This is a genomic window from Bradyrhizobium sp. RDM12, from assembly GCF_051917485.1.
Classification (GTDB): Bacteria; Pseudomonadota; Alphaproteobacteria; order Rhizobiales; family Xanthobacteraceae; genus Bradyrhizobium.
The window spans coordinates 1,031,814-1,056,878 of the sequence record NZ_CM133064.1 but is presented as its reverse complement, the minus strand read 5'-3'; the positions used below and the strand labels follow the sequence as shown (position 1 = coordinate 1,056,878).

The window sequence follows — 25,065 nt, the reverse complement described above, 5'->3', positions numbered from 1 at the left end:
AAATCGGAATGAGTTGGCGCCTCAGCGTTTGTCCGGGCCTTCGCGGGCGGCGATCTGCTCGACGAGATCGACGATCGAACGGCGCAGCTTCGAATCGCCGATTCGGGTGAACGCCTTGGTCAGCGCGAGCCCTTCGGAGGTCGCGAGGAAGTCGGAGACATAAGAGGGCGATGCACCTTCCGCGAAGCCGTCGGGGCCGGCTACGCCGCTCGGTCCGCCCTCGAACAGGAACGACACCGGCACCTGCAGAATCTCGGCGATCTGCTGGATTCGGCTTGCACCGACCCTGTTCGTGCCTTTCTCGTACTTCTGAACCTGCTGGAAGGTCAGGCCCAAAGCTTCACCGAGCTTTTCCTGACTCATGCCCAACATGATGCGGCGCATACGCACGCGACTGCCGACATATTTGTCAACAGGGTTGGGCGCTTTCGACATGTCCTCAGCCCTCCAAACACCACCGTCGGCGCAATAGAAGTATTGCCTCAGGTGACAGCGACGTCAAAACTTCACCCTGATTGGGGAAACATTGCGGAGAAATTTAGCAATGCACCGCTGTCTTGTGCAGCCCGTGCAGAATGGGGAGCCCGCGTGCAGTCTGTCAACCGTGGGACTGGGATTGTCAAAACATTCCGGCCGCCTCGCCGGAAACGGCTGGCGACGGCGCGATCAGGGGTGCCGTTTGGCAGCACGTCGTCGCACCGCCAAAATCACAGCCAGCGCGACGAGCATGGCTGCGGGGATGTCACCGACTCCAGCATAGATGGTGGGCGGGATTGCGGTCGGCAGGCTTGCATCCAAAATGCCTTCGATCCCGAGACCGAGGCTGGCCACCGTGCGTCCGACCGGATCGATCACGGCCGAGACGCCGGTGTTTGCGGAGCGGACCAGCGGCAGTCCGAGCTCGATGGCGCGCATCCGCGCCTGCTCCAGGTGTTGGTATGGGCCAGTCGAGATGCCGAACCAGCCGTCATTGGTGAGGTTCACGATCCAGCCCGGACGCCCATCGCGCGTCCCGACATCGCCGGGGAAGATCGCCTCGTAGCAGATCAGCGGCAGCGCCGGCGGTGCGCCCGGCACCGGCAGCACGTGCCGCACCGTGCCGGGAATGAAGCCGCCGCGCATCCGCGTCAGTTGCTCGAAGCCAAGCTTCTCCATCAAATTCTGGTAGGGAAGGAATTCGCCGAACGGAACCAGGTGCAGCTTGTCATAGACCGCAAGCACGCTGCCGTCGTGATCGATCACGTAGATCGAGTTGTAGGCCCGCGTGATCGGCGTGCCGGGCGGAAGATCGGGGGCGCGGACCGATCCGGTGATCAGCACCGTGCCCTTGGGCAGCAGTTCGGCGATTTGCGCCATCGCGTCGGCTTCGCGGGTCAGGAAGAACGGAAAGGCGGATTCCGGCCAGATCAAGATCGTGGCAGCACTCACGCCGGTCGATTGCGGTCGGGAGGCGCGGTCCGACAGCGCGAGATATTTCTTCATCACCTCCGCCTTGGCGGAGTAGTTGAATTTCTGGTCCTGCTGGAGGTTCGGCTGCATCAGGCGCAGCTTGGCACCCGCAACCATCGTGGTCGGATGCAGCGACATGCGGATGGCGCCGAAGATGCCCATGACGACCAGCAGCGCAACGGCCCCGACGGGCACGCGCCACGCCAGGCTGCGGTCGCGCGTGCGGTCGATCAGCACCGCTGGGCTTGCGAAGATCGCAACTGTAAGGAACGTCATGCCCCACTGGCCGATCAGCGAGGCCGTCTGCGCCAGTTGCAGCGGCTCCGACAGCGCATAGCCGAATGCGTTCCAGGGGAAGCCGGTCAGCACGTGCCCGCGCAACCATTCGCCGACCGTGAGGCTCGCGGCGAGTGCGAGAATGCGGGTGGCATCCTTGGTCCAGAGCAGACGGGCCAGCGCGAAGCCGATCGCCGTAAAAATGGAGAGATAGGCCGGCAGGCCCAGCACGGCAAACGGCGTCAACCAGGCGAATGCGTCTGCATCGACGAAGAAGGCGTAGCCGATCCAGTAGAGGCCGGGGACGAAATAGCCAAGCCCGAACCAGTAGCCGGTCAGCGCCGCGGCGGGGACACCGCCATATCGTCCGGCCCCGGCGCCGTCGATGAGCCAGACCATCACGGGAAAGGTGATGAACAGCACCGGAAAGATATTGAACGGCGCCAGTGCCAGCACCGACAGCGCACCGCACGCCATCGCAAGCAGCGCGCGCTTCCACCCCCAGGTCAGGATGATGGCAAGCGCAATCAGCCGAAGTCGCTGCAACGGGCTCACTGCGGGCCGGTCCCGTCGGCGGGCGGCGGGGTCGGCGTGTCGCCCGCCGGCGGCTGACCGCTCTCGGGCGCGGCCTCGCGGCGGCGGCTCTCGCGCTGGGTGCGCGGCGCGGGGCGTTCCTTCCGCGTCGAGATGCGCAGCCGCTTGACGCGGCGCGGATCGGCATCGAGCACCTCGACCTCGTAATTGCCGGGGCCCGAGATCACCTCGCCGCGCACCGGCAGGCGCCCGACGAAGCTGACGAGATAGCCGCCCAGCGTCTCCACCTCCTCGCCGGCCTCGCCGGTGACGAAGTCCTCGCCGATCACGGTGCGCACGTCGTCGAGGCTGGCGCGAGCATCGGCGATGAAAGCGTTGTCGGGCAGCCGCACGATCGACGGCGGCTCGTCGCTGTCGTGCTCGTCGTCGATTTCGCCGACGATCTGCTCGACGATGTCCTCGAGCGAGACCAGCCCGTCACTGCCGCCATATTCGTCGACGACCAGCGCCAGGTGGATGCGCGTCGCCTGCATCTGCGCGAGCAGGTCGATCGCCCGCATCGACGGCGGCACATACAGCAGCTTGCGGATGATGCGCGCGTCCTGCAGCGGCAGCGCGAGATCGACGGCGCGCAAATCGAGTCCGGCCGGCAGCGGCTTCTTGCGCTTGGTCTTGGTGGCCTCCGGCACGCGTGCACGCGCGGTCATGAACGCGAGCAAATCGCGGATGTGAACGATGCCGACGGGATCGTCGAGCGTCTCGTTGTAGACCACGAGGCGCGAATGACCCGCGCTCTCGAAACGGTCCATCAATTCGCCGAGCGGGATGTCGCGCTTCACTGCAATGATGTCGGCGCGATGCACCATGACGTCGGCGATGCGGCGCTCGTGCAGGCCGAGGATGTTGCGCAGCATGGTGCGCTCGACCGCGGAGAAGCCGGTGTCGTCGGGCGTCGACGCATCGAGCACGACCTGGAGATCGTCGCGTACCGAGCCGGCCTTCCAGCCGAACAGCGTGCGGATGGCGCGCAACAGCCAGCCGTCCGCCGTCGGGCGCGAGACCTCACCGGGCGCGACCACGGCGGGCAGGTTGGCCGTGTTGCGCGGATTGTCGTGAATAGGCTCTGAATCCGGCATCTCAGTGCGTCCCTGCGCGGTCTGCATAGGGATCTGGGATGCCGAGGTGAGCCAGGATCTCGGTTTCGAGCGCTTCCATCTCTTCCGCGTCGTCGTCGTTCTCGTGATCGTAGCCGATCAAGTGCAGGAAACCATGCACGGCGAGATGACTCAAATGATGATCGAACGGCTTGTGTTCCTCGTCCGCCTCGCGCCGCATGGTCTCGTAGGCGATCGCGATGTCGCCGAGCATCCGCGGCGCATCGCCCGGCTTCCATTCGCCTTCCGGCTGGAGTGCCGGGAACGACAGCACGTTCGTCGGCTTGTCGATGCCGCGCCAGTTGCCGTTGAGCGTGCGGATCCCGGCATCATCGGTCAGCATCACGGCCACTTCTGCCTCCGCGACATCTTCATCGATAGATTCGGCGGCCGCCGCAACGGCGCGCTGGATCACGGCTTCGGCGTCAGGCTCGCTTTGCCAGCGATCGGCGACGACGAGGACCTCGGTCATGGGAAGGTTGGGATGTGACATGGCTTTGTTCGGAACGGTAAGGCGCTGGATCCGCGCCCGTGTGGTCCCGCTGTTATCTCGTCAGGATTTGTTGCCGGCGGGCGGCCGCTGCGGCGCCCCTTCATAGGCGGAGACGATTCTTGCGACCAGCTCGTGGCGGATCACGTCCTCGGCCTTGAAATGAACTTGCGCAATGCCTTCGACGCCGCTCAGCAGACGGGTTGCCTCGGCGAGCCCCGAGGTCTGGCCGTTCGGCAAATCGATCTGCGAGGGATCGCCGGTCACGATCATGCGGCTGTTCTCGCCGAGACGGGTCAGAAACATCTTCATCTGCATCGATGTCGTGTTCTGCGCTTCATCCAGGATGATCGCGGCATTGGTCAGGGTGCGACCGCGCATGAAGGCGAGAGGCGCGATCTCGATCTCGCCGGTCTGCAGTGCGCGTTCGACGATGCGTGCGTCCATGAGATCGTAGAGCGCATCGTAGATCGGGCGCAGATAAGGATCGACCTTCTCGCGGAGATCGCCGGGCAGGAAGCCGAGCCGCTCGCCGGCTTCGACCGCCGGACGTGACAGGATGATCTTGTCGACCTCCTTGCGCTCGAACAATTGCGCGGCATGTGCGACCGCGAGCCAGGTCTTGCCGGTGCCGGCGGGGCCGATGCCGAACACGAGCTCGTGGCGCTTCAGCGCGCGGATGTAGGAGTCCTGCGCGGCCGTGCGTGCGCGCACCGGGCGCTTGCGCAGGTTGATGCTGTCGAAGGCCGACTTCGCCGACTTGGCGTCGAACTCGAACAGGGAGCCTTGGGCGATGACGGCGCGAATCGCGCCTTCGACCTCGCCCTGGTCGACATCCTGCCCCTTGACGGCGTGTGCGTAGAGCGTCTCTAGCACGCGGCGGGCCGCGTCGCAGCCGTCGCGGGTGCCGCCGATCGTGATGTGATTGCCCTTGGAGTCCACCACGACGCCGAGCCTCCGCTCGATCTGTGCCAGGTTCTGGCCGTAGGGGCCGACCAGCGCGGATGCGGCGCGGTTGTCGTCGAAGTCGATGACGACCTGGGTCTCGGGTGGAACTTGCATGTCGCGGTCAAATTTGCGGCTGGGAGCGATAGATGACGAATCCGATGCGCTTTTTGGCAAGGGTTCAGGCTCCAGTGGCGATGGATGATAAAACGGGCTCGCGCGTGCGTGGCGTGGCGAGCTCGCCGAGGAAACTGTAGCGTTCGAGGCTATCGATCCGCACGGGCAGGATTTGTCCGATGATGTCGGGCGAGGCCATCACATGTGCAGGCTGGAGGAAAGCGGTGCGGCCGACGATCTGGCCGTCCTTGCGCGCCGGACGTTCGAACAGCACGTCGACCGTTGAGCCGATCGCAGCCCTGTTGAAGGCCGATTGCTGGCTGTCGATCAATTCCTGGAGCCGCTGCAATCGCTGGTCCATCTCGGCGGGGAGCACCGTCTCCTGCATATCCGCGGCCGGCGTTCCCGGCCTGGCGGAGTATTTGAACGAATATGCGGCAGCGTAGCCGATTTGCGTGACAAGCGCGAGGGTCGCGAGAAAATCTTGCTCGCTCTCGCCGGGGAAGCCGACGATAAAATCTGATGAAAAAGCAATGTCTTGGCGCGCGGACCGGAAACGGTCGATGACATCGAGATAATCATCGGCGGTATGTTTCCGGTTCATGGCGGCCAGGATGCGGTCAGAACCCGACTGCACCGGCAGGTGCACGAACGGCATCAGCGCGTCGAGATCGCGATGGGCCGCAATCAAACTGTCGTCGACGTCGCGGGGATGGCTGGTCGAATAGCGCAGCCGCGCGATGCCCGGAATCGTCGCCAGATGCTCGAGCAGCCGGCCGAGCCCCCAGCTTTTCCCGTCCGGTCCGTCGCCATGATAGGCGTTGACGTTCTGCCCGATCAGCGTGAGCTCGCGCACGCCATTGTCGGCCAACCGCTTGACGTCGTCGACGATCTTCGCCACCGGACGCGACACTTCCGCGCCGCGCGTATACGGCACGACGCAGAAGGTGCAGAATTTGTCGCAGCCTTCCTGCACCGTGACGAAAGCGGAAATGCCGCGCGCGCGGATCGCATCGGGCCTGGGCTGGGCGAGGAAGCCGAACTTGTCGGCGGCGGGAAACTCGGTCTCGATCGCGCGGCCTTCATGGCCGGCGCGCTTCAGCAGCTCGGGCAGATGATGATAGCTCTGCGGACCGACCACGACGTCGACCGCCGGCGCGCGACGCACGATCTCCTCGCCTTCGGCCTGCGCGACGCAGCCTGCCACCGCAATCTGCATGGCGCGGCCCTCGCGCGCGGCCTCGTCCTTGGCGACGCGCAGCCGGCCGAGTTCGGAATAGACCTTTTCGGAGGCCTTCTCGCGGATGTGGCAGGTGTTGAGGATGACGAGGTCGGCGTCCTCGGCGTTGGCCGTCTCCAGGAATCCTTCCGGAGCCAGCGTGTCCACCATGCGCTGGGCATCGTAGACGTTCATCTGGCAGCCATATGATTTGATGTGCAGCTTGCGCGGCGGCTTCATGGAACCCGGAATTGAGGTGGAGGACGACCCTCAGATATAGGCCGGGGCGCCGAAAATCCAGCGATTGGGGCCTGAAAGGGTCGTTCCGGCGGCATAATGCAGCCGCGAATTGCGGAATTGAGAGGTTTGGCGCCGGATTCAGCCCGTCAGGGCGTCCGCTGCGACCCGCCGGACCAGTTCAGGCAATTGATGCATGTCCGAGAAGGTCAGGTCGGCACCGGCCTGGCGCAGGCTCTCGGCATGGCCGGCCCCGCAATGGCTGCCGCCGCAAAAGCCGAACACGTTCATCCGGGCCGCCCGCGCGCCGGCGATGCCGGCAAGGCTGTCCTCGATCACGACACAGCGCTCGGGCCGGACCCCCATTTCCTTCGCAGCAAACAGGAACAGGTCCGGTGCGGGCTTGCCGTTTGCCACTTGCGAGGACGAGAAGATGTTCGGTGCGAGGCGTTCATAGAGCCCCGTACTTCCGAGACTCACTCGCATGCGCGGATGCGAACCGCTCGAGGCAACGCAGACACGTTGCGTCACGACGTCGAGCACGTCGTGGATGCCGCGGATCGCTTCGAGGTCGGCTTCGAATGCGCGAAACAGCTCATCCTGCAGATCGCCGTGATAGGCCTCGGGCAGCTTGCGGCCGAGTTCGGTTTCGATCTCGAGATTGGCCTGTTTTGTCGAGCGGCCAAGGAAGCGCTCGGACACTTGCTCCGATGTGATCGGATAGCCGTGTCGGCACAGCACGTCGGCATGGGCGCGACAGGAGATCACCTCGCTGTCCACGAGCACGCCGTCGCAATCGAAAATGATGAGGTCGATGGGCACGAGGTTTAGGACGTCGACTTGTCGTCGTCGAGCGGAACGCAATAGAGCTCGAGCCGGTGATCGACCAATTTGTAGCCGAGCTTGCGGGCGATCTCGGCCTGCAGCTTCTCGATCTCTTCGGAGGTGAACTCGATCACCTTGCCGTCGCGCAGATTGATGAGGTGGTCGTGATGGCTGTCGCGCATCGTCTCGTAGCGCGCGCGGCCCTCGCGGAAATCGTGGCGTTCGATGATGCCGGCATCCTCGAACAGTTTGACGGTGCGATACACGGTCGAGATCGAGATCTTGTCGTCGACCGCGACACAGCGCCGGTACAATTCCTCGACATCGGGGTGATCAAGCGCTTCCGCAAGCACGCGGGCGATGACGCGGCGCTGCTCGGTCATGCGCATGCCGGTGGCGGCACAGCGCGCCTCGATGCCGGGCGCCTTGGAAGCGGAAGAGGGTTTAAGTCCAGTCATGTGATGTCTGCCTGACGGGCGCTTTCTGCCATCGATATTACGACAAGTCACGTCGCATCAGAAGTGCGTTCAATTGTTCCCCGTTGGCCTGCTTATAGTAGCGTTCGCGGCGCCCGACCACCACGAATCCGCCTTTATCGTAGAGCCGTCGTGCCGGCTGATTGTTCTCCTCGACCTCCAGAAATATCGTGCGCACGCCTCGCCCTGCGAGGTGACCGAGATGGGTCATCAGCAGCGTTCGGGAAAGGCCGCGGCCGCGATAGGACTGGTCGACCGCGACCGAGAGGATTTCGGCTTCATCCGCGCCGATCCGCGACACGGCAAAGCCGACGATCTTGCGCCCCAGGCGCAGGCGGTGGACGAGCGTGTTGCGCTCGCTGAGCATGGTCTCGAACTCGCTTTCGCCCCAGCCCTGCGCGAAAGAGGCGCCGTGCAACTGCGCCAGCCGCGCCGCGTCGCGCGCGGATGCGGATTCGACGGCGGCGGTGCCGCCGCGCCGCCATTCCGAAAACCATCTCATCATGACGTTGTGGCTTGGGCCGCAAGCAGCGGCTGGGCCGCCGGCTTTGCATCGGGCGCCTTCAGATAGAAAGGCCGCGCCGGATTGCTGTCGGGATTTGCCGCTGCGCCGAGCCAGGCGACCCAGCTGATGTCAGGCGCGGGCTGCGCGTCGACCGTAACAGGCTGTGGGGCATCCTTCGGCCAGCGCTCGGCGAGAATTTTCGCGGCATTGCCGACCAGATGCGGCGCGCCGAATTGCGAGGCCGCGATCGCCTCGTCGATGGGAGCGACGGCCGGCCGCACCAGCAAACTGCCGTCACCGGCGACGATCTGGAAATAGACGTGGTCGTGCCGCGCATCGATCGCCGAGATCACCGGCGCCGGTCCGCTCTGGCCGACAATGGCGGCCGCATAGGCCGACAAGGTGGAGAGACCGACGGCCGGCCGCTTGGCCGCGAGCGCAAGGCCGCGGGCCGCCGAAATGCCGACGCGCAAACCGGTGAAGCTGCCGGGGCCGACGGTGACCGCGATGCGGTCGAGTGCCGTGAAAGCGAGGTCGGCCGACCGCATCGCGCGCGCGATCATCGGCATCAGCGCCTCGGCATGGCCGCGCTTCATGAGCAGCTGCTCCTGCGCGAGGAGCTGGCCGGCGTCGGTGTCGAGAACGGCAGCCCCGCACGCCTCGAGCGCGGTATCGATGGCAAGGATCAGCATGGATGGGCGAATGGCGAGTGGCGAATAGGGAACAGCTTAGCGAACCAGACGCCTATCCGCCATTCGTCATTCACTGTTCGGAGCCCCGATATCGCCGCACCTCGTAGGGTGGGCAAAGGCGCTCTTGCGCCGTGCCCACCAAATTATCTCCCAAGAAAAGACGGCGGGCACGCTTCGCTTTGCCCACCCTGCCGCACCTCGCCTACATCGGCCGGACTTCGACCACGTCGGGCACGAAGTGCTTCAGCAAATTCTGGATGCCGTGCTGGAGCGTCGCCGTCGATGACGGGCAGCCGGAGCAGGAGCCCTTCATGTTGAGATAGACGATACCGTCCTTGAAGCCGCGGAAGGTGATGTCCCCGCCGTCATTGGCGACCGCCGGCCGCACGCGCGTCTCGATCAGATCCTTGATCATGTCGACAGTCTCGGCATCGGACTCGTCGAAGAACTCGTCCTCGTCATCGAGATCGACATCGCTTTGCACCGTGCCGTCGGCGAGCAGCGGCGCGCCGGACATATAGTGCTCCATGATGGCGCCGAGGATCGCGGGCTTGAGCTGCTGCCATTCTCCGCTCGCCTTGGTCACGGTGATGAAATCGGATCCATAGAACACGCCGGTGACGCCGGGCACCTCGAACAGCTTTTCCGCGAGCGGCGAGCGGGTCGCGGATTCGCGGCTCGAGAACTCCATCGGGCTGCCGTCGACCACGGCGCGGCCGGGAATGAATTTCAAGGTGGCGGGATTGGGGGTGGCTTCGGTTTGAATGAACATGGCTTTCTCCAGACGTCGCCGGTTCAAGGCCGGCGCGTGCTCCATCCAGTAGCAGATGGCTACGGCGAACGCACGGTCAAGGGGATGGAGCGCCGTTTCGCTGTTATTTCAGCGGGTTAGGCGCTCGTCAGCGGCGGCGGATGAAGCCGACGATGTCCTTGGAAAGGTTCATGGTCTCCTCGGCGATGGCGCGGGCCCGATCGGAACCATCGTTCAGGATGGTCTCGATATGGCCGGGGTCGGCGACCAGGCGCTTCATCTCGCCGGCGATCGGTGCGAGCTTGGTCACGCACAGCTCCGCCAGTGCGTTCTTGAAGCTGGAGAATTGGCCGCGGCCGAACTCGCCGAGAACGCTGGCCTTGGAACGGCCGGCGAGCGCGGCGAAAATCCCGACGAGATTGTCGGCCTCGGGGCGCGCTTCCAGACCCTTCTCTTCGCTCGGCAACGGCTCCGGATCGGTCTTCGCCTTGCGGATCTTCTGGGCGATCGTGTCGGCGTCGTCGGTCAGATTGATGCGCGAATTGTCCGATGCATCGGACTTCGACATCTTCTTGGTGCCGTCGCGCAGGCTCATCACGCGTGTCGCCGGGCCCGTGATCAAGGGTTCCGGCAACGGGAAGAACAGGCCGTCATTGGCGCCATGGCTACGAATGGAATCGCCGAAATCGTTGTTGAACTTCTGCGCGATGTCGCGCGAGAGCTCGAGATGCTGCTTCTGGTCCTCGCCGACCGGTACATGGGTGGCGCGGTACAGAAGAATATCGGCGGCCATCAGCACCGGATAGTCGAACAGCCCGACCGAGGCGTTCTCGCGGTCTTTGCCGGCCTTCTCCTTGAATTGGGTCATGCGGCCGAGCCAGCCCATGCGCGCGACGCAATTGAAGATCCAGGCGAGTTCGGCGTGGCCGGAGACCTGGCTCTGGTTGAACACGATGTGCTTCCTGGGATCGATGCCGCTGGCGATGAACGCCGCGGTCACTTCGCGGGTGTTGCGTGCGAGCTCGGGCGGCCCGCCCCAGACGTCCAGGCCTTGCGTGATCGCGTGCATGTCGACGACGCAATAGATGCAGTTGTGGGTTTCCTGCATCTTCACGAAGTTGACGATCGCGCCGAGGTAGTTGCCGAGGTGCAGATTGCCCGTCGGCTGGACGCCCGAAAAGACCCGTTCAACGAATGGCATGGCAAGTGTTCCCAGAGGTATTCGGGCCGTCGTTTCCAACAGCGGCGCTGCCCCGTCAAGGGTAATTCGATGGCCTTGCCCGCCAGGTGTGGGCTAGGCGGGCCGCTTCAGGGCGTTGACCGTCTCTCGCCAGGACGCCGCGCCGAGGATTTGCAGGAGCAGGCCATAGACGGCGATTCCGGCGCCGATCTGCAAGCCCAGCAGCATGAAGCGGATCAGGCCGTGAGCGTCGACCGGCATCAGCTCCGTGCTTAGCCAGAGCAGGGCGCCCATGGCGGCGGCCGCAAGCACGATCCGCGGCAGCCGCTTGCGCCCGGCGGTGTCGATCGAGAAGCCGAATTCACCGGTGCCTTTGCGGAGCAGCGAGAATGCGCTGCTCCAGGCGCCCGCTGCGATACTGGCGGCGATCCCGCTCGCGCCGAAGAAATGGTCGAGCAGGACGGCGAGCAAGACCGCGACCACAAAGCCTTTGGCCGTGGCGAGCAGCGGCGTCATCGTGTCGCCGCGAGCAAAGAAGGCCGGCGACAGCGCCTTGATCAGCACATGCGCCGGCAGCCCGAGCGCTAGCCACATCAACGCGCGGGCGGTGGCCGCGCTGTCCTCCGCGCCAAAAGCGCCGTGCTCGAACAACAGCCGCACGGTCGGTTCGGCCAGCACGGCAAGGCCCAGCGCGGCGGGCAGCGCGAGCCCGGTCGCGAGTTCCACCGCGCGCGATTCCGCATGCGCCACCGCGTCACGATCGCCGCTTCCCACCGCCCGCGTCAGCTCCGGCACCAGCACCGCGCCCATGGCGACGCCGACAATGCCGAGCGGCAGCTCGATCAGGCGGTTGGCGAAATAGAGCCATGACACCGCCGACGGCGTCGCCGAGGCTATGATCGCGCCCGCCACCATCAGCCATTGCGGCCCGGAGCTTGCGATCATGCCGGGGATCGCCTTGGCGAAGAAGCCGCGCATCTCCTTGTCGAGACTTGCGCGCAACGGCGTCGCGAGATCCGCACTTCGTTGCGACAGCAGCATCAGGAGTTGCAGCAGACCGGCAATGCCGACAGCCGCCGCCAGCATCCACGCGGCGAGCGGCGCATCGGCGTGCCACAGCAGCAGCGCGGCGATTGCCGCGATCAGCGCGATGTTGAACAGCAGCGGCGAGAACGCCGTAAGCGCAAATCTCCCTTGCGCATTCAGCAGGCCCATCAGCACGGTGACCGGGCCGGCAAAGGCGAGATAAGGCAGCATCAGCCGCGCATTCTGCACGGCGAGATCGAGCGTGGGGCTGCCGACGAAGCCCGGCGCGATGATCATGATGATCAGCGGCATCAGCAGCGCGATCATGATGGAGATCATGATCAGGGTTACGCTGACCGTGCCGAGCACGCGTCCTGCAAAGGCGGAGGCGGCCTCTTTGCCATCGCGGTCACGGACGCGCAGCCAGGCCGGGATCAGGGCCGCATTCAGTGCTCCTTCACTGAGCAGGCGCCGCACCACGTTGACGAGCTGGAAGGCGGCCAGAAACGCATCCGCCACGGCGCCGGTGCCGAGCAGCGCCGCGATCAGGGAATCGCGCGCAAAGCCCAGCAGCCGCGAGGCCAATGTTCCCGTCGAAACTGTCAGGAAGGAGCGGATCATCGGACGTACATAATACCGTTGCTTGCCCGTGCAGGCCCGGTCGTGATAGGCCGCGAGCCGGATTTCAGGCCGACAGGAAGCGGATTTCCGCGGGTATCGCAATCCGGCAAACAGGATCAAGGTGAATGGCTGACGCGAAATATGACGTTCTCGGCATCGGCAACGCGCTGTTCGACGTGCTGGTCCGGACCGATGAAGCCTTTTTGGCCAAGCACGGCATGGCCAAGGGCAGCATGTCCCTGATCGACGAGGCGCGGGCCGCCGCGATCTATGCTGACATGGGCCCGGCGACGGAAGTCTCGGGCGGCTCGGCCGCCAACACCATCGTCGGCATCGGCAGCCTCGGCGCGCGTGCCGCTTATGTCGGCAAGGTCAAGGACGACCAGATCGGCAAGCTCTATGTCCACGACATTCGCGCCGCCGGCGTCGCCTTCAACACGCCGCCCGCGCAGGGCGGCCCGGCCACCGGCTGCTCCTACATCCTGGTGACCGGCGATGGCGAGCGCACCATGAACACCTATCTCGGCGCAGCGCAGGATCTGTCGCCGGCCGACATCGATCCGGCCGAAATCGCGGCTGCCAAGATCGTCTATCTCGAAGGCTATCTCTGGGATCCGCCGGGAGCCAAGGAGGCTTTCGTCAAGGCCGCCAAAATTACCCACGAGGCCGGCCGCAAGGTGGCGCTGACGCTGTCGGACTCCTTCTGCGTCGGCCGTTACCGCGACGAGTTTCTGGGGCTGATGCGCAACGGCACTGCCGACATCGTGTTCGCCAACGAATCCGAGCTGCACTCGCTCTACGAGACCTCCGACTTCGACACCGCGCTCAAGCAGCTGCGCAACGACGTCAAGCTTGGTGTCGTCACCCGCAGCGAGAAGGGCTGCGTGGTGGTGACGCCGACGGACGCCGTCGCAGCTCCAGCCTCGCCGATCACACGATTGGTCGATACCACCGGCGCCGGCGATCTGTTTGCGGCCGGCTTCCTGTACGGCCTGTCGCGCGATCTGTCGCACAAGCAGTGCGGCGAACTCGGTGCGCTTGCCGCCGCCGAAGTGATCCAGCACATCGGCGCGCGCCCGCAGGTGTCGCTGAAAGAGCTGGCCCAGCAGCGTGGACTGACGGTTTAATCGTCGTCTCGCTCCTCGTCATTGCGAGGAGCCCGCGACAAAATTGCGAAGCAATTTTGCGCTGGCGACGAAGCAATCCAGAGTCTCTCCGCGGAGGCAGGCTGGATTGCTTCGCTGCGCTCGCAATGACGGTGCCGCCTCACGCCGTCTTCGCAGCCTTCAATCCCAGCCGCTGCTCGACTGCCTCGCGCATCACGAATTTCTGGATCTTTCCGGTCACGGTCATCGGAAATTCGTCGACGAATTCCACATAGCGCGGGATCTTGTTGTGGGCGATCTGGCCATCGCAGAAAGCGCGGACCTCTTCTGCCGTCAGCGTCTCGCCGGACCGGACACGGATCCAGGCACAGAGCTCCTCGCCATAGCGGGTGTCGGCCACGCCAAAGATCTGCACGTCCTGGATCTTGGGATGGCGGTACAGAAACTCCTCGATCTCGCGCGGATAGAGGTTCTCGCCGCCGCGGATCACCAGATCCTTGATGCGGCCGACGATGTTGCAATAGCCCTCGTCGTCGATGGTGGCGAGATCGCCGGTGTGCATCCAGCCGTTGGCATCCAGCACGTCGCCGGTCTTTTCCTTCTCTTCCCAATAGCCCAGCATGACGCTGTAGCCTCGGGTACAGAGCTCGCCGCGTTCGCCGCGCTTGACGACCCGGCCTTCGAGATCGACAACCTTCACCTCGACATGCGGATGAATCCGCCCGACGGTGGAGACGCGCCGCTCGAGCGGATCGTCTGTCGCGCTCTGGAAGCTGACCGGGCTGGTCTCGGTCATGCCATAGGCGATCGTGACCTCGCGCATGTTCATCTCGGTGTTGACGCGCTTCATCACCTCGATCGGGCAGGGCGCGCCCGCCATGATGCCGGTGCGGAGGGATTTCAGATTGAACGTCGCGAATTCGGGATGGTCGAGCTCCGCGATGAACATGGTGGGCACGCCGTACAGCACCGTGCACTTCTCCTGCTCGACGGCGCGCAGCGTCGCCAGCGGATCAAAGCCCTCGCCGGGATAGACCATGGTCGTGCCGAGCGTGACGGAGGCGAGATTGCCCATCACCATGCCGAAGCAATGGTAGAGCGGCACGGGAATGCAGATGCGGTCCTGCTCGGTCAGGTGCATCGCGCGGCCGGTGAAATAGCCGTTGTTGAGGATGTTGTGGTGATTCAGCGTCACGCCCTTGGGCGATCCCGTGGTGCCGCTGGTGAACTGGATGTTGACGGGATCGTCGAACTGAAGCGCAGCGCCGAGGGCGGCAAGCTGCTCGCGATGCTTGGCGCCACCCATGCGCGCGACGTCCTCGAACGGATCGTGCCGGGTGCCGACGGGCCGCCGATCTGGATCACCATCCGCAGCGACGGCAGCCGTGCCGCCTGCAGTTGTCCAGGCCTGGCGCTCGTCAGCTCCGGCAGCAGGGTATTGAGCATCTCCATGTACTGGCTGGTCTTGAACGCCGTCGCGGTGACGATCGCCGCGCAGCCGACTTTCTTCAGCGCGAACTCCAGCTCGCTAAGCCGATAGGCCGGATTGATCGTGACCAGGATCAGGCCGGCCTTGGCGGCGGCGAACTGGGTCAGCGTCCACTCCGGCCGGTTCAGCGACCAGATGCCGATCCGCTCACCGCGTTCGAGACCGAGCGCGAGAAAGCCCGCGGCCAGCGCGTCGGCGCGTTCGGCGAATTCGGTCCAGGTCCATCGCACGCCGTGGCTGGGCGAGACCAGGGCTTCACGATTGCCCCAGCGCCCCACGGCGTGGTCGAGACTGCGGCCGATGGTGTCGCCGAGCAGGGCATGTCCGAGATGCCGCAAACGTAACTGTCGGCTTTGCCTGCAAGATCGTCCGCCAAGCTCGTCTCCTCAATAGAGTTGCCTCGTGCCCGAGGCCGATGGCATTGGGGCACGAGGTTATCCGTTGCCGGGAAGGCGCGCGACGCCGCGCGCCTCATACTAAGGTTTAGGCCGCCTTCTTCCCGCTCTCCGCATCGAGCCCGGCATAGACGCCACGCTCGAATCCCGCGAACGCCTGCAGGCATTTCGCGTCGGCAAACGGCAGCAGCTGCATCAGGATCACGCCGGTGATGTCCCGCGTCGGGTCGATCCAATAGTAGGTGTTGGCGAGGCCGGCCCAGGCGAGGCTGCCTGCGCTGCGGCCTTCTGCGGTCTTGGCGGTGTTGATCATGAAGCTGAGGCCCCACTTCTTCACCTGATCCGGATAGAGATCGACGTCGTTGGTGTAGATTGGCGCCGCCGTGGCGAGCCTGGTCATGTTGAGATCGCCCATCTGATTCTGCCCCATCATGGCGACCGTCTCGGGCTTCAGCACCTGGTTGCCGTTGCCGCGGCCCTTGTTCAGGATCATCTGGGTGAACTTGATGTAGTCACCGGCGGTGGAATAAAGGCCACCGCCACCCATATGGAATTCCGGCTCCTGCTCGAGCTCGAACGGGATTGCGGCGAGCTGGCCGTCCTCGCCGCGGGCATGCATGACGACCAGGCGCTTGCGCATGTCGTCGGTGATCTTGAAGGCGGTGTCGGACATGCCGAGCGGCGCGAACAGATTGTCGCGTAGATACGCATCGAGACGCTTGCCGCTGACGGCTTCGACGGCTTTTCCGACGAAATCGATATTGGTGCCATATTCCCAGCGCGTGCCGGGGTCGGTCATAACAGGCGTCTTCAGCGCCGCATTCTGGCAGGTGGTGATGGCGGGGATGCCGGTCTTTTCGAGATAGACCGCGAGATCGCCGTTCCACATGTTGTAGGCGAAGCCGGCGGTGTGGGTCATCAGCTGGCGCAGCGTGATCGCGCTCTTCGCCGGCCGCAGTTTTGGCTCGCCCTTGGCGTCAAAGCCTTCCAGCACTTGCGGCTGGGCGAGATCGGGCAGCAGCGATCCGATCGGCGTATCGAGCGAGAGCTTGCCCTGCTCGACCAGCTGCATCGCGCCGGCACTCGTCACCGCCTTCGTCATCGAGGCGATCCAGAACACGCTGTCCGCGGTCATCGCATCGGGCTTGGACAGATCGCGCTTGCCAAACGCGCCCTGATAAATCACGTCGCTGCCGTTTGCGGCGATCGCAACAACGCCGGGAATTTCCTTGGCGTCGCTTGTCTTGCTCAGAATCCCGTCGATCTCAGCTTTGCTCTGCATACGCGTTTCCTCCGGTTTGATTATTGTTGGAAGTGATCGATTGTCCTCCCGCATCCGCGGCGCGGCAAGCGTCGCCATATGCATTGTTCGGTCGCGATGTCGTGACTTGACGGTCCGCGCCCCACGCAGGACGACTGAATTGCAATACGTCTTCACAATCTGCGGTGGATGGCCGCACCTCGCATGACCACAGATGGGTTCATGCGATATGTTTCGAGCGTTTGAAGCACTTGAAACATTTTGTGCATTGCGGCGTTCAGCTTGCGGCCGGACAGGCGGCTGACGCTAAGACTTAAAGCAAATTTGGCGGCCGCCTAACCGGCCGCAAGGGGACCCGAGATGATTTCGACATGGAGCGAATGGAAGCGTTATCCCCGTCCCGGACGGGGCGACAATCTCGAAGCTCCAATTTCGCCCGGCATCTACGAGGTCCGCATCGCCGGCACCGGCGCACTCTATTCCTTCGGAGCGGTCGACAATCTGGCGCAGGCGCTCGCCCTGCTGCCGGTCGGCTCAAATTCCTGGTTCGGCCGCCGCGACACCTCCGAGGCGCCCGATCTCGAATATCGGACCTGTGCGACCTCCTCGAAAGCCGGCGCCAAGGCCGCCGCCGAGCGCATGATCGGCCGGCGCGAGACCTATATGAGCGGCGCGGCGTAACCTTCCCGCTCCGAGTTTAGCTCCCGGCAGACGTGCGTTGCGGGACGGTGCATTGCGCGGCGTCTGTCCCTATATTCCGGGCCGATCCGATCGTCCCCAAATGATCGTCCGAGGAGTAACGCCATGACGCCGACCGCCGCAGCACGCGCCCAGCACGCCACCGCCACCTTGCGTGACCGGTTGAAGGACCCTTCGCTCCTGAAGGAGGCCTGCTACATCGACGGCGCCTGGATCGGCACGCCGGTCTTTGCCGTGAACAATCCCGCGACCGGTGTCGAGATCGCAAAGGTCCCGCAGCTTGGCGCGGACGACACCACCAAGGCGGTTGAAGCCGCCCAGCGCGCCTTCCCGGCCTGGGCCAAGCACACCGCCAAGCAGCGCTCCAACATCTTGCGCAAATGGTTCGAGCTGATCACCGCCAATCGCGAGGACCTCGCGCTGATCCTCACCTCCGAGCAGGGCAAGCCGCTGTCGGAAGCGCTCGGCGAGGTCGATATCGGCGCCGCCTATATCGAGTTCTTCGCGGAGGAAGCCCGCCGCGTCTATGGCGAGACCATCCCGACGCAACGGCCCGATGCGCGGCTGCTCGCGATCAAGCAGCCGATCGGCGTCTGCGGCGCGATCACGCCATGGAATTTTCCGAACTCCATGATCACCCGAAAGGTGTCGCCGGCGCTGGCCGCGGGCTGCACCGTGGTGCTGAAGCCCGCCAACGAGACGCCGCTGTCGGCCCTGGCGCTGGCCGTGCTCGCCGAGAAGGCCGGCATCCCCAAGGGCGTGCTCAACATCATCACCGGTGATGCGCCGCCGATCGGCAAGGTGCTGTGCGAGCATCCGGCGGTGCGCTTCGTCGGCTTCACGGGCTCGACCGCGGTCGGCAAGATCCTCTATCAGCAGGCTTCCGTCGGCGTGAAGCGACTCGGTCTCGAGCTTGGCGGCAACGCACCGTTCGTGGTGTTCGACGACGCCGACATCGACGCCGCGGTCGAGGGCGCGATCGTCTCGAAATATCGCAACATGGGCCAGACCTGCGTCTGCGCCAACCGCATCTACGCCCAGGACAAGATCTATGACGAGTTCGTCAAGAAGCTGTCGGCGAAGGTCGCGGCGATGAAGATCGGCGACGGCACGGAAGCCGGCGTCACGCAGGGCCCGCTGATCAACATGAAGGCGATCGACAAGGTCGAGCGCCACATTGCCGACGCCGTCAAGCGCGGCGCCAAGGTCGTGACCGGCGGCAAGCGCAGCGAGCTCGGACGTTCCTTCTTCGAGCCGACCGTGCTCGCCGACGTCAAGTCCGACTCCTTGGTGGCCCAGGAGGAGACCTTCGGTCCGCTCGCGCCGGTGATCCGCTTCAAGGACGAAGCCGACGTCATCGCGATGTGCAACGCCTCGCCGTTTGGCCTCGCATCGTACTTCTACTCCCGCGATCTCGGCCGCGTCTGGCGCGTCGCCGAAGCGCTGGAATCCGGCATGGTCGGCGTCAACACCGGCCTGATCACGACGGAGGTCGCGCCCTTCGGCGGCGTCAAGGAAAGCGGCTTGGGGCGCGAAGGCTCGCGTCACGGCATGGAAGAATATGTCGAGATCAAATACGTGATGATGGCGGGGGTGTGAGGCCGCCGCTATCCCTCCACGTCATTGCGAGCGAAGCGAAGCAATCCAGAATCCTTCGACAGAGACAGTCTGGATTGCTTCCTCGCACCAGCGCAAAATTGCGAAGCAATTTTGTCGCGGGCTCCTCGCAATGGCGAAGCCATTACCGCCGCAACACCGCAATAGTCCGGTTCGCGAACATCAGCCGCTCCGCCATCACCGACACGAAATAGGTCAGCAGCTTGTGGCTGAGCGCGGGGTCTTCTTGCCTGATCGCGTCGAACTGGAGCGTGTTCAGCACATAGAGCACGCTGTCGACCTCGGCCTGGATGGTGGCGCTGCGCGGGGTCTGTGACACCAGGCCCATCTCGCCGATCGTGGTGTAGCGGCCCAGGCTGCGCACGCGCGTGGTGCGGTCATCCTCGGCGGGGATCATGATGCCGACGCGGCCGTCGAGAATGAAGTGCATGGAATCGGCGGGGTCGCCGGCCTGCACGATGACCTCGCCGGCCTCGACCTCGATGCGCTGGCAGCGGCGGATCAGCTCGTCGGCATCGTCCTCGCTGTCGAGAATGCCGGCGAACCAGTCGCGCAGGCTCGCTTCTTCCTGCGCCAGGCCCTGGTGCTGCGAGATCAGCTCGTTCTCGCACCATTCCAGTGCGTGATCGAGCTCGCCGATGATGGTGACGCCTTCGCCGGTGAAGTCGCTGGCGCGCAGCACCTTCTCGGCCGCCGCCGGCAGATGCACCAGGATCAGCTCGACGCCGAGATCGGCCGCGCTGCGCTTGATCTGGGCAAAACTGTAGGCGGCGGACGAGTCGACGCCGGTGACGAGCTTGAAGTCGAACAGCAGATAGCGGCACTCCGGGCGCTCCCGGAGCAATTGCTTGACGTGCTGGTAGAGCCGGTTGGCGGAGCCGAAGAACAGGTAGCTCTGGAGATTGAGTCCCTGGATCTTGCCGCCATGGGCCAGCAGCACCTCCCGGTCGTCGCGCGAGCGGTCGAGCGAGGAGCGATATTCGGAGCCGTCAAAGCTGTACTTGATCGATTCGACCCGCGCCGCGCTGAAGGCAAAGGTCGCGCAGCCGATGATGACGCCGATCAGGATGCCCGGCACGAAACCCCAGGCCACGATGATGACGATGATGGCGACCAGCGACAGATATTCGAGCTTCGAAAGCCGCTTGCGCGATTCGATGATCCACTTGTGCAGCTGGTCGGCGCCGAGATAGAGCAGCAGGCCGCCGAGCACGAATTTCGGAATGAAGCCGAGCAGCTCGGGCGCGATCGCGAGCATCAGCAGCGACAGCACCGAGGCGGTGAGGCCGGACAGCCGGCCGCGGCCGCCGCTGGATAAATTGAGGATCGAGCGGCTGATCGAGCTGCATCCGGTATAGCCGCCGAGCACGCCGGAGAGGATGTTGGCTGCGCCCGTGACGTTCAGCTCGCGCTCCAGATTGGCCTCGCGGTGCACGGCGACTTCGATGCCGGTGGTGTTGAACAGCGTGCTCGACGCGGTGACGAAGATGACGGCGACGAGATTACCGAGCAGGTCCGGCACGGCAAACCAGGGATAGCGGGCGAGATCGTCGGTGTGCCAGGGCAGCATGAACGCGGCTTGCGGCGGCGGCTGAAACGTCCAGCCCATGCTCCGTGCCTGGTCGAGCGAGACACCCGAGATCCAGAACGCCAGATGCGCCGTGAGCGCGCCGCCGGCCAGGATGATCGGCAGCCCGAACGGGGTCCGCGAGCGGTGCCAGGTCAGGTACAGCACCAGCGCCATGGCACAGGCGGCACCGAGCTCCAGCAGCGTGGTGCCGTTGGCGAAGCGCGGCAGCGTCGTGAGCTGCACCGGGGTGCCGGTGATGACCCTGATCGCACCGAGCGCGATGAGAAGCCCGGTGGCGCCGAGAAAGCCGCCGACCACGGGATAGGGCACGTAGCGGATGGCACGGCCCATCCGCGTCAGGCCGAGCCCGCACAGCACGAATCCGGTGAGCACGGTCGACAGGCCGACCGTGATCAGGACCGGCGAGAGCAGTGGTGCCGACAGATTGGCCGTTTCGATGTGCTCGACCAGCGAGGCCGCCAGAATTCCGGTCACGGCCGCAGTCGAGCTGTCCGGCGCGGCAATCGCGAAGGGCAGGGAGCTGCCGAGCCCGATCACGGCGGCAAGCACCGCCGAGCTGACGAAGGTCGCAGCGATGCCGTAGGACAGATAGGGCGAGAGCGGCCCGGCGAAGATCAGCAGCGCGTAGGACAGCCCGAACGTCAGGGTGAGGATGCTCGCAGCGCCTCCGCCCAGCATATCATTCAGCGCACGCTTGATGGACGGGCTGACCCAGGTGACCCGATCGAAACCAATTGCAGGGTCTGTCACGTCGTGACACTCGCTCATGAAAATACCTGCCCGGAGAGGTAGACGACTCCGAGCCTAGCGCAACATGATTCTTGCAAATATGAACTATCCGACAGTTTTGCTGCGCTTCGCATGTGAACGGTCAATCACACGGCGGCGGGGATGGAGCTGGGTCGACAGTTCGAGGGACGCAATAGCCCCTCCGCGTCATTGCGAGCGTAGCGAAGCAATCCAGAATCCCTCCGCGGAGATGGTCTGGATTGCTTCGCTACGCTCGCAATGACGAAGCGAATCGAAGCAGCTGCGGCTAAATCTTCAGCTCCGCCCCTGTCACGCGCCGATACGCTTCCAGATAGCGCTTGCTGGTCGCATCCACGACGCTCGCGGGCAGCGGCGGCGGCGGGGCATCGCCGTTCCAGCGGCCGGCGCGGCGCTCGACGTCGAGATAGTCGCGCAGCGGCTGCTTGTCGAAGCTCGCTTGCGGCTGGCCGGGCTTGTAGGCATCGACGGCCCAGAACCGCGAACTGTCCGGCGTCATGACTTCGTCGATCAGGATGATGCGGCCGTCCTTGTCGCGGCCGAACTCGAACTTGGTGTCGGCAATGATGATGCCCTGCTCGCGCGCCAGCTCTTCGCCGAGCGTGTAGATCGCGCGGGTCATGCTTTCGAGCGTATAGGCGACCTCGTCCCCGACGACTTCGCGCATCCTGGCGATGGTGATGTTCTCGTCATGGCCGGTCTCGGCCTTGGTCGCGGGGCTGAAGATCGCGGGCTCGAGCTTCTCGCTCTCGACGAGGCCGGCCTTCAGTCTTTCGCCCGCCAGCGTGCCGGAGCCGGCATATTCCTTCCAGGCGGAGCCCGAGAGATAGCCGCGGATCACGCATTCGATCGGAAACACGGTGGTGCGGCGGGACAGCATGGCGCGGCCGAGAATCTCGGCGCGATGCGGTTTCAGCGCCGGCACGGCTGCGATGATCTCGTCGGTGTCGGCGCTGATCATGTGATGCGGCACCACGCCTTCGAGCTTGTTGAACCAGAACGCGCTGATCTGGGTCAGCACCGCGCCCTTCATCGGAATGGTCTCGCCCATCACGACGTCGAACGCGCTGATGCGGTCGGTGGTCAGCAGCAGCAGGCGGTCGTCGTCGACGGCATAGATATCGCGCACCTTGCCACGCCCGATCTTGGTCAGGGGCAGGTCGCTGGAGAGCATCGTGGTCATCGCAAAGCTTTCGGCAAACTTGGCTTTCAGGCAAGAAATCCGGTCGCGCCGGACAGCGCGACCGGACACCGGATTAGCCTATTCCGGCAGCGGAATGAACTCATGTTCCTGCGGAACCGCGGCGAAGCGGCCGGTTTTCCAGTCCTGCTTGGCCTGCTCGATCCGCTCCTTGCTGGAGGAGACGAAATTCCACCAGATGTGGCGCGGGCCCTCCAATGTATCGCCGCCGAGAAACATCATCCGCGTGGCCTTGAGTGCCTTCACGGTGATGCGGTCGCCGGGGCGGAAGATCAGGAGCCGCGGCCCTTCGTAGCGTTCGTTCGCGATCTCGACCTCGCCGTCAACCACGTAGATCGCACGCTCCTCATGGTCGGGGTCGAGCGGCACGCTGGCGCCGGCGACCGCCGTCACCTCGGTGTAGAACCAGGGCGAGACCATTTTCACGGGTGAGGTGATGCCGAAGGCGGATCCCGCGATCACCCGCGCGGTAAAATCGCGCTCGGAGATCATCGGCAGCTCGCCCGCCGCGTAATGCTGGAACGAGGGATCGATCTCTTCGGAGCCGGCCGGCAGCGCGATCCAGCTTTGCAGGCCGAGCATCTGCTGGCCCGAGGCGCGCTGCGCATCCGGCGTGCGCTCGGAATGCGCGATGCCGCGGCCGGCCGTCATCAAATTCATCGCACCGGGCTGGATCTCCTGAATATTGCCCTCGCTGTCGCGATGCATGATGGAGCCGTCAAAGAGATAGGTGACGGTGGCAAGCCCGATGTGCGGATGCGGCCGCACGTCCATGCCCTTGCCGGAGACGAACTGCACCGGGCCGAAATGATCGAAGAAGACGAAGGGCCCGACCATCTGCCGCTTGCCATGCGGCAGTGCGCGCCGCACCGCGAAGCCGTCGCCGAGATCGCGGGTGCGCGGCACGATGACGAGATCGAGCGCGTCGCAGGACATGGGATCGCCGAGCACGGGATCGTTGGAGGGCTGCCAGCTCATGGTGGACTCCTTTTGACCTTCTTGGAGCCGATGGTAGCAGGATTTCGCATCGCCGTCGCGGCAAAGGCTGCTGTACAAGCTCGATGTCATCGCCAGCGAAAGCGGGCGATCCAGTACGCCGCGGCCCATCGTTTCAATCACAACCGTCTCGGAGTACTGGATCGCCCGGTCAAGCCGGGCGACGACAGCTGTGGTGAGGATGGTCCTTGAAAAAATGGGCCTGACGGACGATGTTCGGGCAGCTCACACTCTTCGCGCAGCATTTGATGACAATACCTGCCCTCGAGCTCGCCTTTCGCGCCGCCAGCGTCGCGCTGCTGCTGGTGCTGGCGGCGTCATTGCTTGCCGATTTTCGCAATGTGCTGGCTGCCCGCCTCGGTGCGGCCTTCGCATTGGGCGCGGCCGCGCATGCTGTGAGCTATTCGTTGGATGTCACGTCACGGATCCCGCTCTGGCATGCACCGCTGATCGCGTTGTCGACCGGCACCATGGTGGTGTTCTGGCTGTTCACTCGCTCCCTGTTCGACGACGAGTTTCGCCTCCGCTGGTGGCACGGATCGGTCTGGGCGCTGGTGACGGCCTTCAGCTTCGCGGGCTGCGTCTGGATTGCACCCGGCGGCCATGTGCGATTCTCGGTGACGGTGGTCAATCTGATCGTGCTCGGGTTCATTGCGCTTGCGATCGGGCAGACGATCGCCTCCTGGCCGGCCGACCTGGTCGAGCGCCGCCGCAGCGCTCGCGTCTTCATCGTCTGCGCGACTGCGCTCTATGGCGGGCTGAACGCGGTGCTGCAGATCGCCGTCGCCGGGCACCACGTCGGCGATGTCGCCGAAACCATCAATGCCGGCGCGCTCGCCTGCACCGTCGCGGCGATCGTCTATGCCATGATGCGCGTTGACGGGGCGGGTCTATTCCCGGCCGCGGTTGAGCCCGCACCGGCAATCGTTTCCATTCAGCCTGCGGCCGATGACGCCGCCGATCAAAAGATCATCGACGCCCTGATGCGGCTGATGGCCGACGAGCGGGTCTATCGTCAGGAGAATATCACCATCGGTGTGCTGGCGGGCCGGCTGAAAATTCCGGAATACCGGCTGCGCCGGTTGATCAACCAGCGGCTCGGCTATCGCAACTTCAATGTGTTCCTGAACAATCACCGGATCGAGGAGGCCAAGGCCGCGCTCGCCGATCCCACCCAGGCCGAGGTTCCCGTCATCACCATCGCGATGGATGCCGGCTTCCAGTCGCTCGGCCCGTTCAACCGCGCCTTCAAGGCGGTCACGGGCGTGACCCCGACGGAGTATCGACGGCTCAAGGCGGAAGCCGCCTAGATTATTGGTTCACTGAAATCACACCGGAATTTCAAATTCGGCTAGCCCCGGTCAGTTTCGACGAGGTCGTATTTCAAATCCGGCGAGCACGCTTCGCCGGCATCCGGCTCCTTCTCCGCCACTCGCCCTGAAGCC

Annotated in this window: 21 protein-coding genes and 1 pseudogene; 4 read left to right on the top strand and 18 right to left on the bottom strand. The window is 64.6% G+C overall.

The window, feature by feature from the left end:
* Positions 1 to 21: 21 nt before the first annotated feature.
* From ACTGJ9_RS04945 to murJ, 13 genes are all read right to left on the bottom strand, one after another.
* Positions 22 to 435 (bottom strand): helix-turn-helix domain-containing protein, encoded by a 414-nt coding sequence (locus ACTGJ9_RS04945; RefSeq protein ID WP_456676166.1) that lies wholly within the window; start codon positions 433 to 435, stop codon positions 22 to 24.
* A 231-nt stretch (positions 436 to 666) separates the two neighbouring features.
* Positions 667 to 2,280 carry an apolipoprotein N-acyltransferase gene (gene lnt, locus ACTGJ9_RS04940; protein ID WP_456676165.1) on the bottom strand — a complete coding sequence of 538 codons (1,614 nt, stop codon included), beginning with the start codon at positions 2,278 to 2,280 and terminating at the stop codon, positions 667 to 669.
* Complete coding sequence (locus ACTGJ9_RS04935; protein ID WP_456676164.1) at positions 2,277 to 3,395, bottom strand: hemolysin family protein; 1,119 nt, start codon at positions 3,393 to 3,395, stop codon at positions 2,277 to 2,279. The genes lnt and ACTGJ9_RS04935 overlap by 4 nt, the downstream gene beginning before the upstream one ends.
* 1 nt (position 3,396) lies before the next feature.
* Positions 3,397 to 3,906: an rRNA maturation RNase YbeY gene (ybeY, locus tag ACTGJ9_RS04930; RefSeq protein WP_456676163.1), complete on the bottom strand. Its 510-nt coding sequence runs from the start codon at positions 3,904 to 3,906 to the stop codon at positions 3,397 to 3,399.
* A gap of 60 nt (positions 3,907 to 3,966) precedes the next feature.
* Positions 3,967 to 4,965 carry a PhoH family protein gene (locus ACTGJ9_RS04925; RefSeq protein WP_456676162.1) on the bottom strand — a complete coding sequence of 333 codons (999 nt, stop codon included), beginning with the start codon at positions 4,963 to 4,965 and terminating at the stop codon, positions 3,967 to 3,969.
* 64 nt (positions 4,966 to 5,029) lie between these two features.
* Complete coding sequence (miaB, locus tag ACTGJ9_RS04920) at positions 5,030 to 6,424, bottom strand: tRNA (N6-isopentenyl adenosine(37)-C2)-methylthiotransferase MiaB (RefSeq protein WP_456676161.1); 1,395 nt, start codon at positions 6,422 to 6,424, stop codon at positions 5,030 to 5,032.
* Positions 6,425 to 6,562: 138 nt separating this feature from the next.
* On the bottom strand, positions 6,563 to 7,243 hold the full coding sequence (locus ACTGJ9_RS04915) for an HAD family hydrolase (RefSeq protein WP_456676160.1): 681 nt from the start codon (positions 7,241 to 7,243) through the stop codon (positions 6,563 to 6,565).
* A 5-nt stretch (positions 7,244 to 7,248) separates the two neighbouring features.
* The gene (locus ACTGJ9_RS04910; protein WP_456676159.1) at positions 7,249 to 7,704 is read right to left on the bottom strand and encodes a Fur family transcriptional regulator; all 456 of its coding nucleotides are present in this window, start codon (positions 7,702 to 7,704) and stop codon (positions 7,249 to 7,251) included.
* A gap of 37 nt (positions 7,705 to 7,741) precedes the next feature.
* Complete coding sequence (gene rimI / locus ACTGJ9_RS04905; RefSeq protein ID WP_456676158.1) at positions 7,742 to 8,227, bottom strand: ribosomal protein S18-alanine N-acetyltransferase; 486 nt, start codon at positions 8,225 to 8,227, stop codon at positions 7,742 to 7,744.
* Positions 8,224 to 8,919 carry a tRNA (adenosine(37)-N6)-threonylcarbamoyltransferase complex dimerization subunit type 1 TsaB gene (gene tsaB / locus ACTGJ9_RS04900; RefSeq protein WP_456676157.1) on the bottom strand — a complete coding sequence of 232 codons (696 nt, stop codon included), beginning with the start codon at positions 8,917 to 8,919 and terminating at the stop codon, positions 8,224 to 8,226. Before tsaB ends, rimI begins: the two co-directional genes overlap by 4 nt.
* Positions 8,920 to 9,121: 202 nt before the next feature.
* On the bottom strand, positions 9,122 to 9,691 hold the full coding sequence (locus ACTGJ9_RS04895) for a NifU family protein (protein ID WP_456676156.1): 570 nt from the start codon (positions 9,689 to 9,691) through the stop codon (positions 9,122 to 9,124).
* 127 nt (positions 9,692 to 9,818) lie between these two features.
* On the bottom strand, positions 9,819 to 10,871 hold the full coding sequence (gene trpS, locus ACTGJ9_RS04890) for a tryptophan--tRNA ligase (protein WP_456676155.1): 1,053 nt from the start codon (positions 10,869 to 10,871) through the stop codon (positions 9,819 to 9,821).
* Between the two features lie 93 nt (positions 10,872 to 10,964).
* Positions 10,965 to 12,497: a murein biosynthesis integral membrane protein MurJ gene (gene murJ / locus ACTGJ9_RS04885; protein ID WP_456676154.1), complete on the bottom strand. Its 1,533-nt coding sequence runs from the start codon at positions 12,495 to 12,497 to the stop codon at positions 10,965 to 10,967.
* A gap of 125 nt (positions 12,498 to 12,622) precedes the next feature.
* Between murJ and ACTGJ9_RS04880 the strand changes: the two genes are divergently transcribed.
* Positions 12,623 to 13,624 (top strand): adenosine kinase, encoded by a 1,002-nt coding sequence (locus tag ACTGJ9_RS04880; RefSeq protein ID WP_456676153.1) that lies wholly within the window; start codon positions 12,623 to 12,625, stop codon positions 13,622 to 13,624.
* A gap of 139 nt (positions 13,625 to 13,763) precedes the next feature.
* Here the strand turns inward: ACTGJ9_RS04880 and ACTGJ9_RS04875 are convergent.
* Both ACTGJ9_RS04875 and ACTGJ9_RS04870 read right to left on the bottom strand, forming a co-directional pair.
* Positions 13,764 to 15,414: pseudogene (locus ACTGJ9_RS04875) on the bottom strand (AMP-binding protein).
* 161 nt (positions 15,415 to 15,575) lie between these two features.
* Positions 15,576 to 16,769 carry a serine hydrolase domain-containing protein gene (locus tag ACTGJ9_RS04870; protein ID WP_456676152.1) on the bottom strand — a complete coding sequence of 398 codons (1,194 nt, stop codon included), beginning with the start codon at positions 16,767 to 16,769 and terminating at the stop codon, positions 15,576 to 15,578.
* Positions 16,770 to 17,108: 339 nt separating this feature from the next.
* Here ACTGJ9_RS04870 and ACTGJ9_RS04865 point away from each other — a divergent pair, with 339 nt between their 5' ends.
* Both ACTGJ9_RS04865 and ACTGJ9_RS04860 read left to right on the top strand, forming a co-directional pair.
* A complete protein-coding gene (locus ACTGJ9_RS04865) occupies positions 17,109 to 17,429 on the top strand; it encodes a hypothetical protein (protein ID WP_456676151.1) in 321 nt (106 codons plus the stop codon).
* Between the two features lie 123 nt (positions 17,430 to 17,552).
* Positions 17,553 to 19,046, top strand: coding sequence for an NAD-dependent succinate-semialdehyde dehydrogenase (locus ACTGJ9_RS04860; protein ID WP_456676150.1), 1,494 nt, complete (start codon positions 17,553 to 17,555; stop codon positions 19,044 to 19,046).
* Between the two features lie 142 nt (positions 19,047 to 19,188).
* On the opposite strand, the gene ACTGJ9_RS04855 is transcribed toward ACTGJ9_RS04860, so the two are convergent.
* The 3 genes from ACTGJ9_RS04855 to ACTGJ9_RS04845 all read right to left on the bottom strand — a co-directional run bounded on the left by ACTGJ9_RS04855 (position 19,189) and on the right by ACTGJ9_RS04845 (position 23,602).
* Positions 19,189 to 21,405 (bottom strand): SLC26A/SulP transporter family protein, encoded by a 2,217-nt coding sequence (locus tag ACTGJ9_RS04855; protein ID WP_456676149.1) that lies wholly within the window; start codon positions 21,403 to 21,405, stop codon positions 19,189 to 19,191.
* 286 nt (positions 21,406 to 21,691) lie between these two features.
* Positions 21,692 to 22,606, bottom strand: coding sequence for a phosphoribosylaminoimidazolesuccinocarboxamide synthase (locus ACTGJ9_RS04850; protein WP_456676148.1), 915 nt, complete (start codon positions 22,604 to 22,606; stop codon positions 21,692 to 21,694).
* A 78-nt stretch (positions 22,607 to 22,684) separates the two neighbouring features.
* Positions 22,685 to 23,602 carry a pirin family protein gene (locus ACTGJ9_RS04845; protein ID WP_456676147.1) on the bottom strand — a complete coding sequence of 306 codons (918 nt, stop codon included), beginning with the start codon at positions 23,600 to 23,602 and terminating at the stop codon, positions 22,685 to 22,687.
* A gap of 266 nt (positions 23,603 to 23,868) precedes the next feature.
* Between ACTGJ9_RS04845 and ACTGJ9_RS04840 the strand changes: the two genes are divergently transcribed.
* A complete protein-coding gene (locus ACTGJ9_RS04840) occupies positions 23,869 to 24,930 on the top strand; it encodes a helix-turn-helix domain-containing protein (protein WP_456676146.1) in 1,062 nt (353 codons plus the stop codon).
* The last annotated feature ends 135 nt before the right edge of the window (positions 24,931 to 25,065 follow it).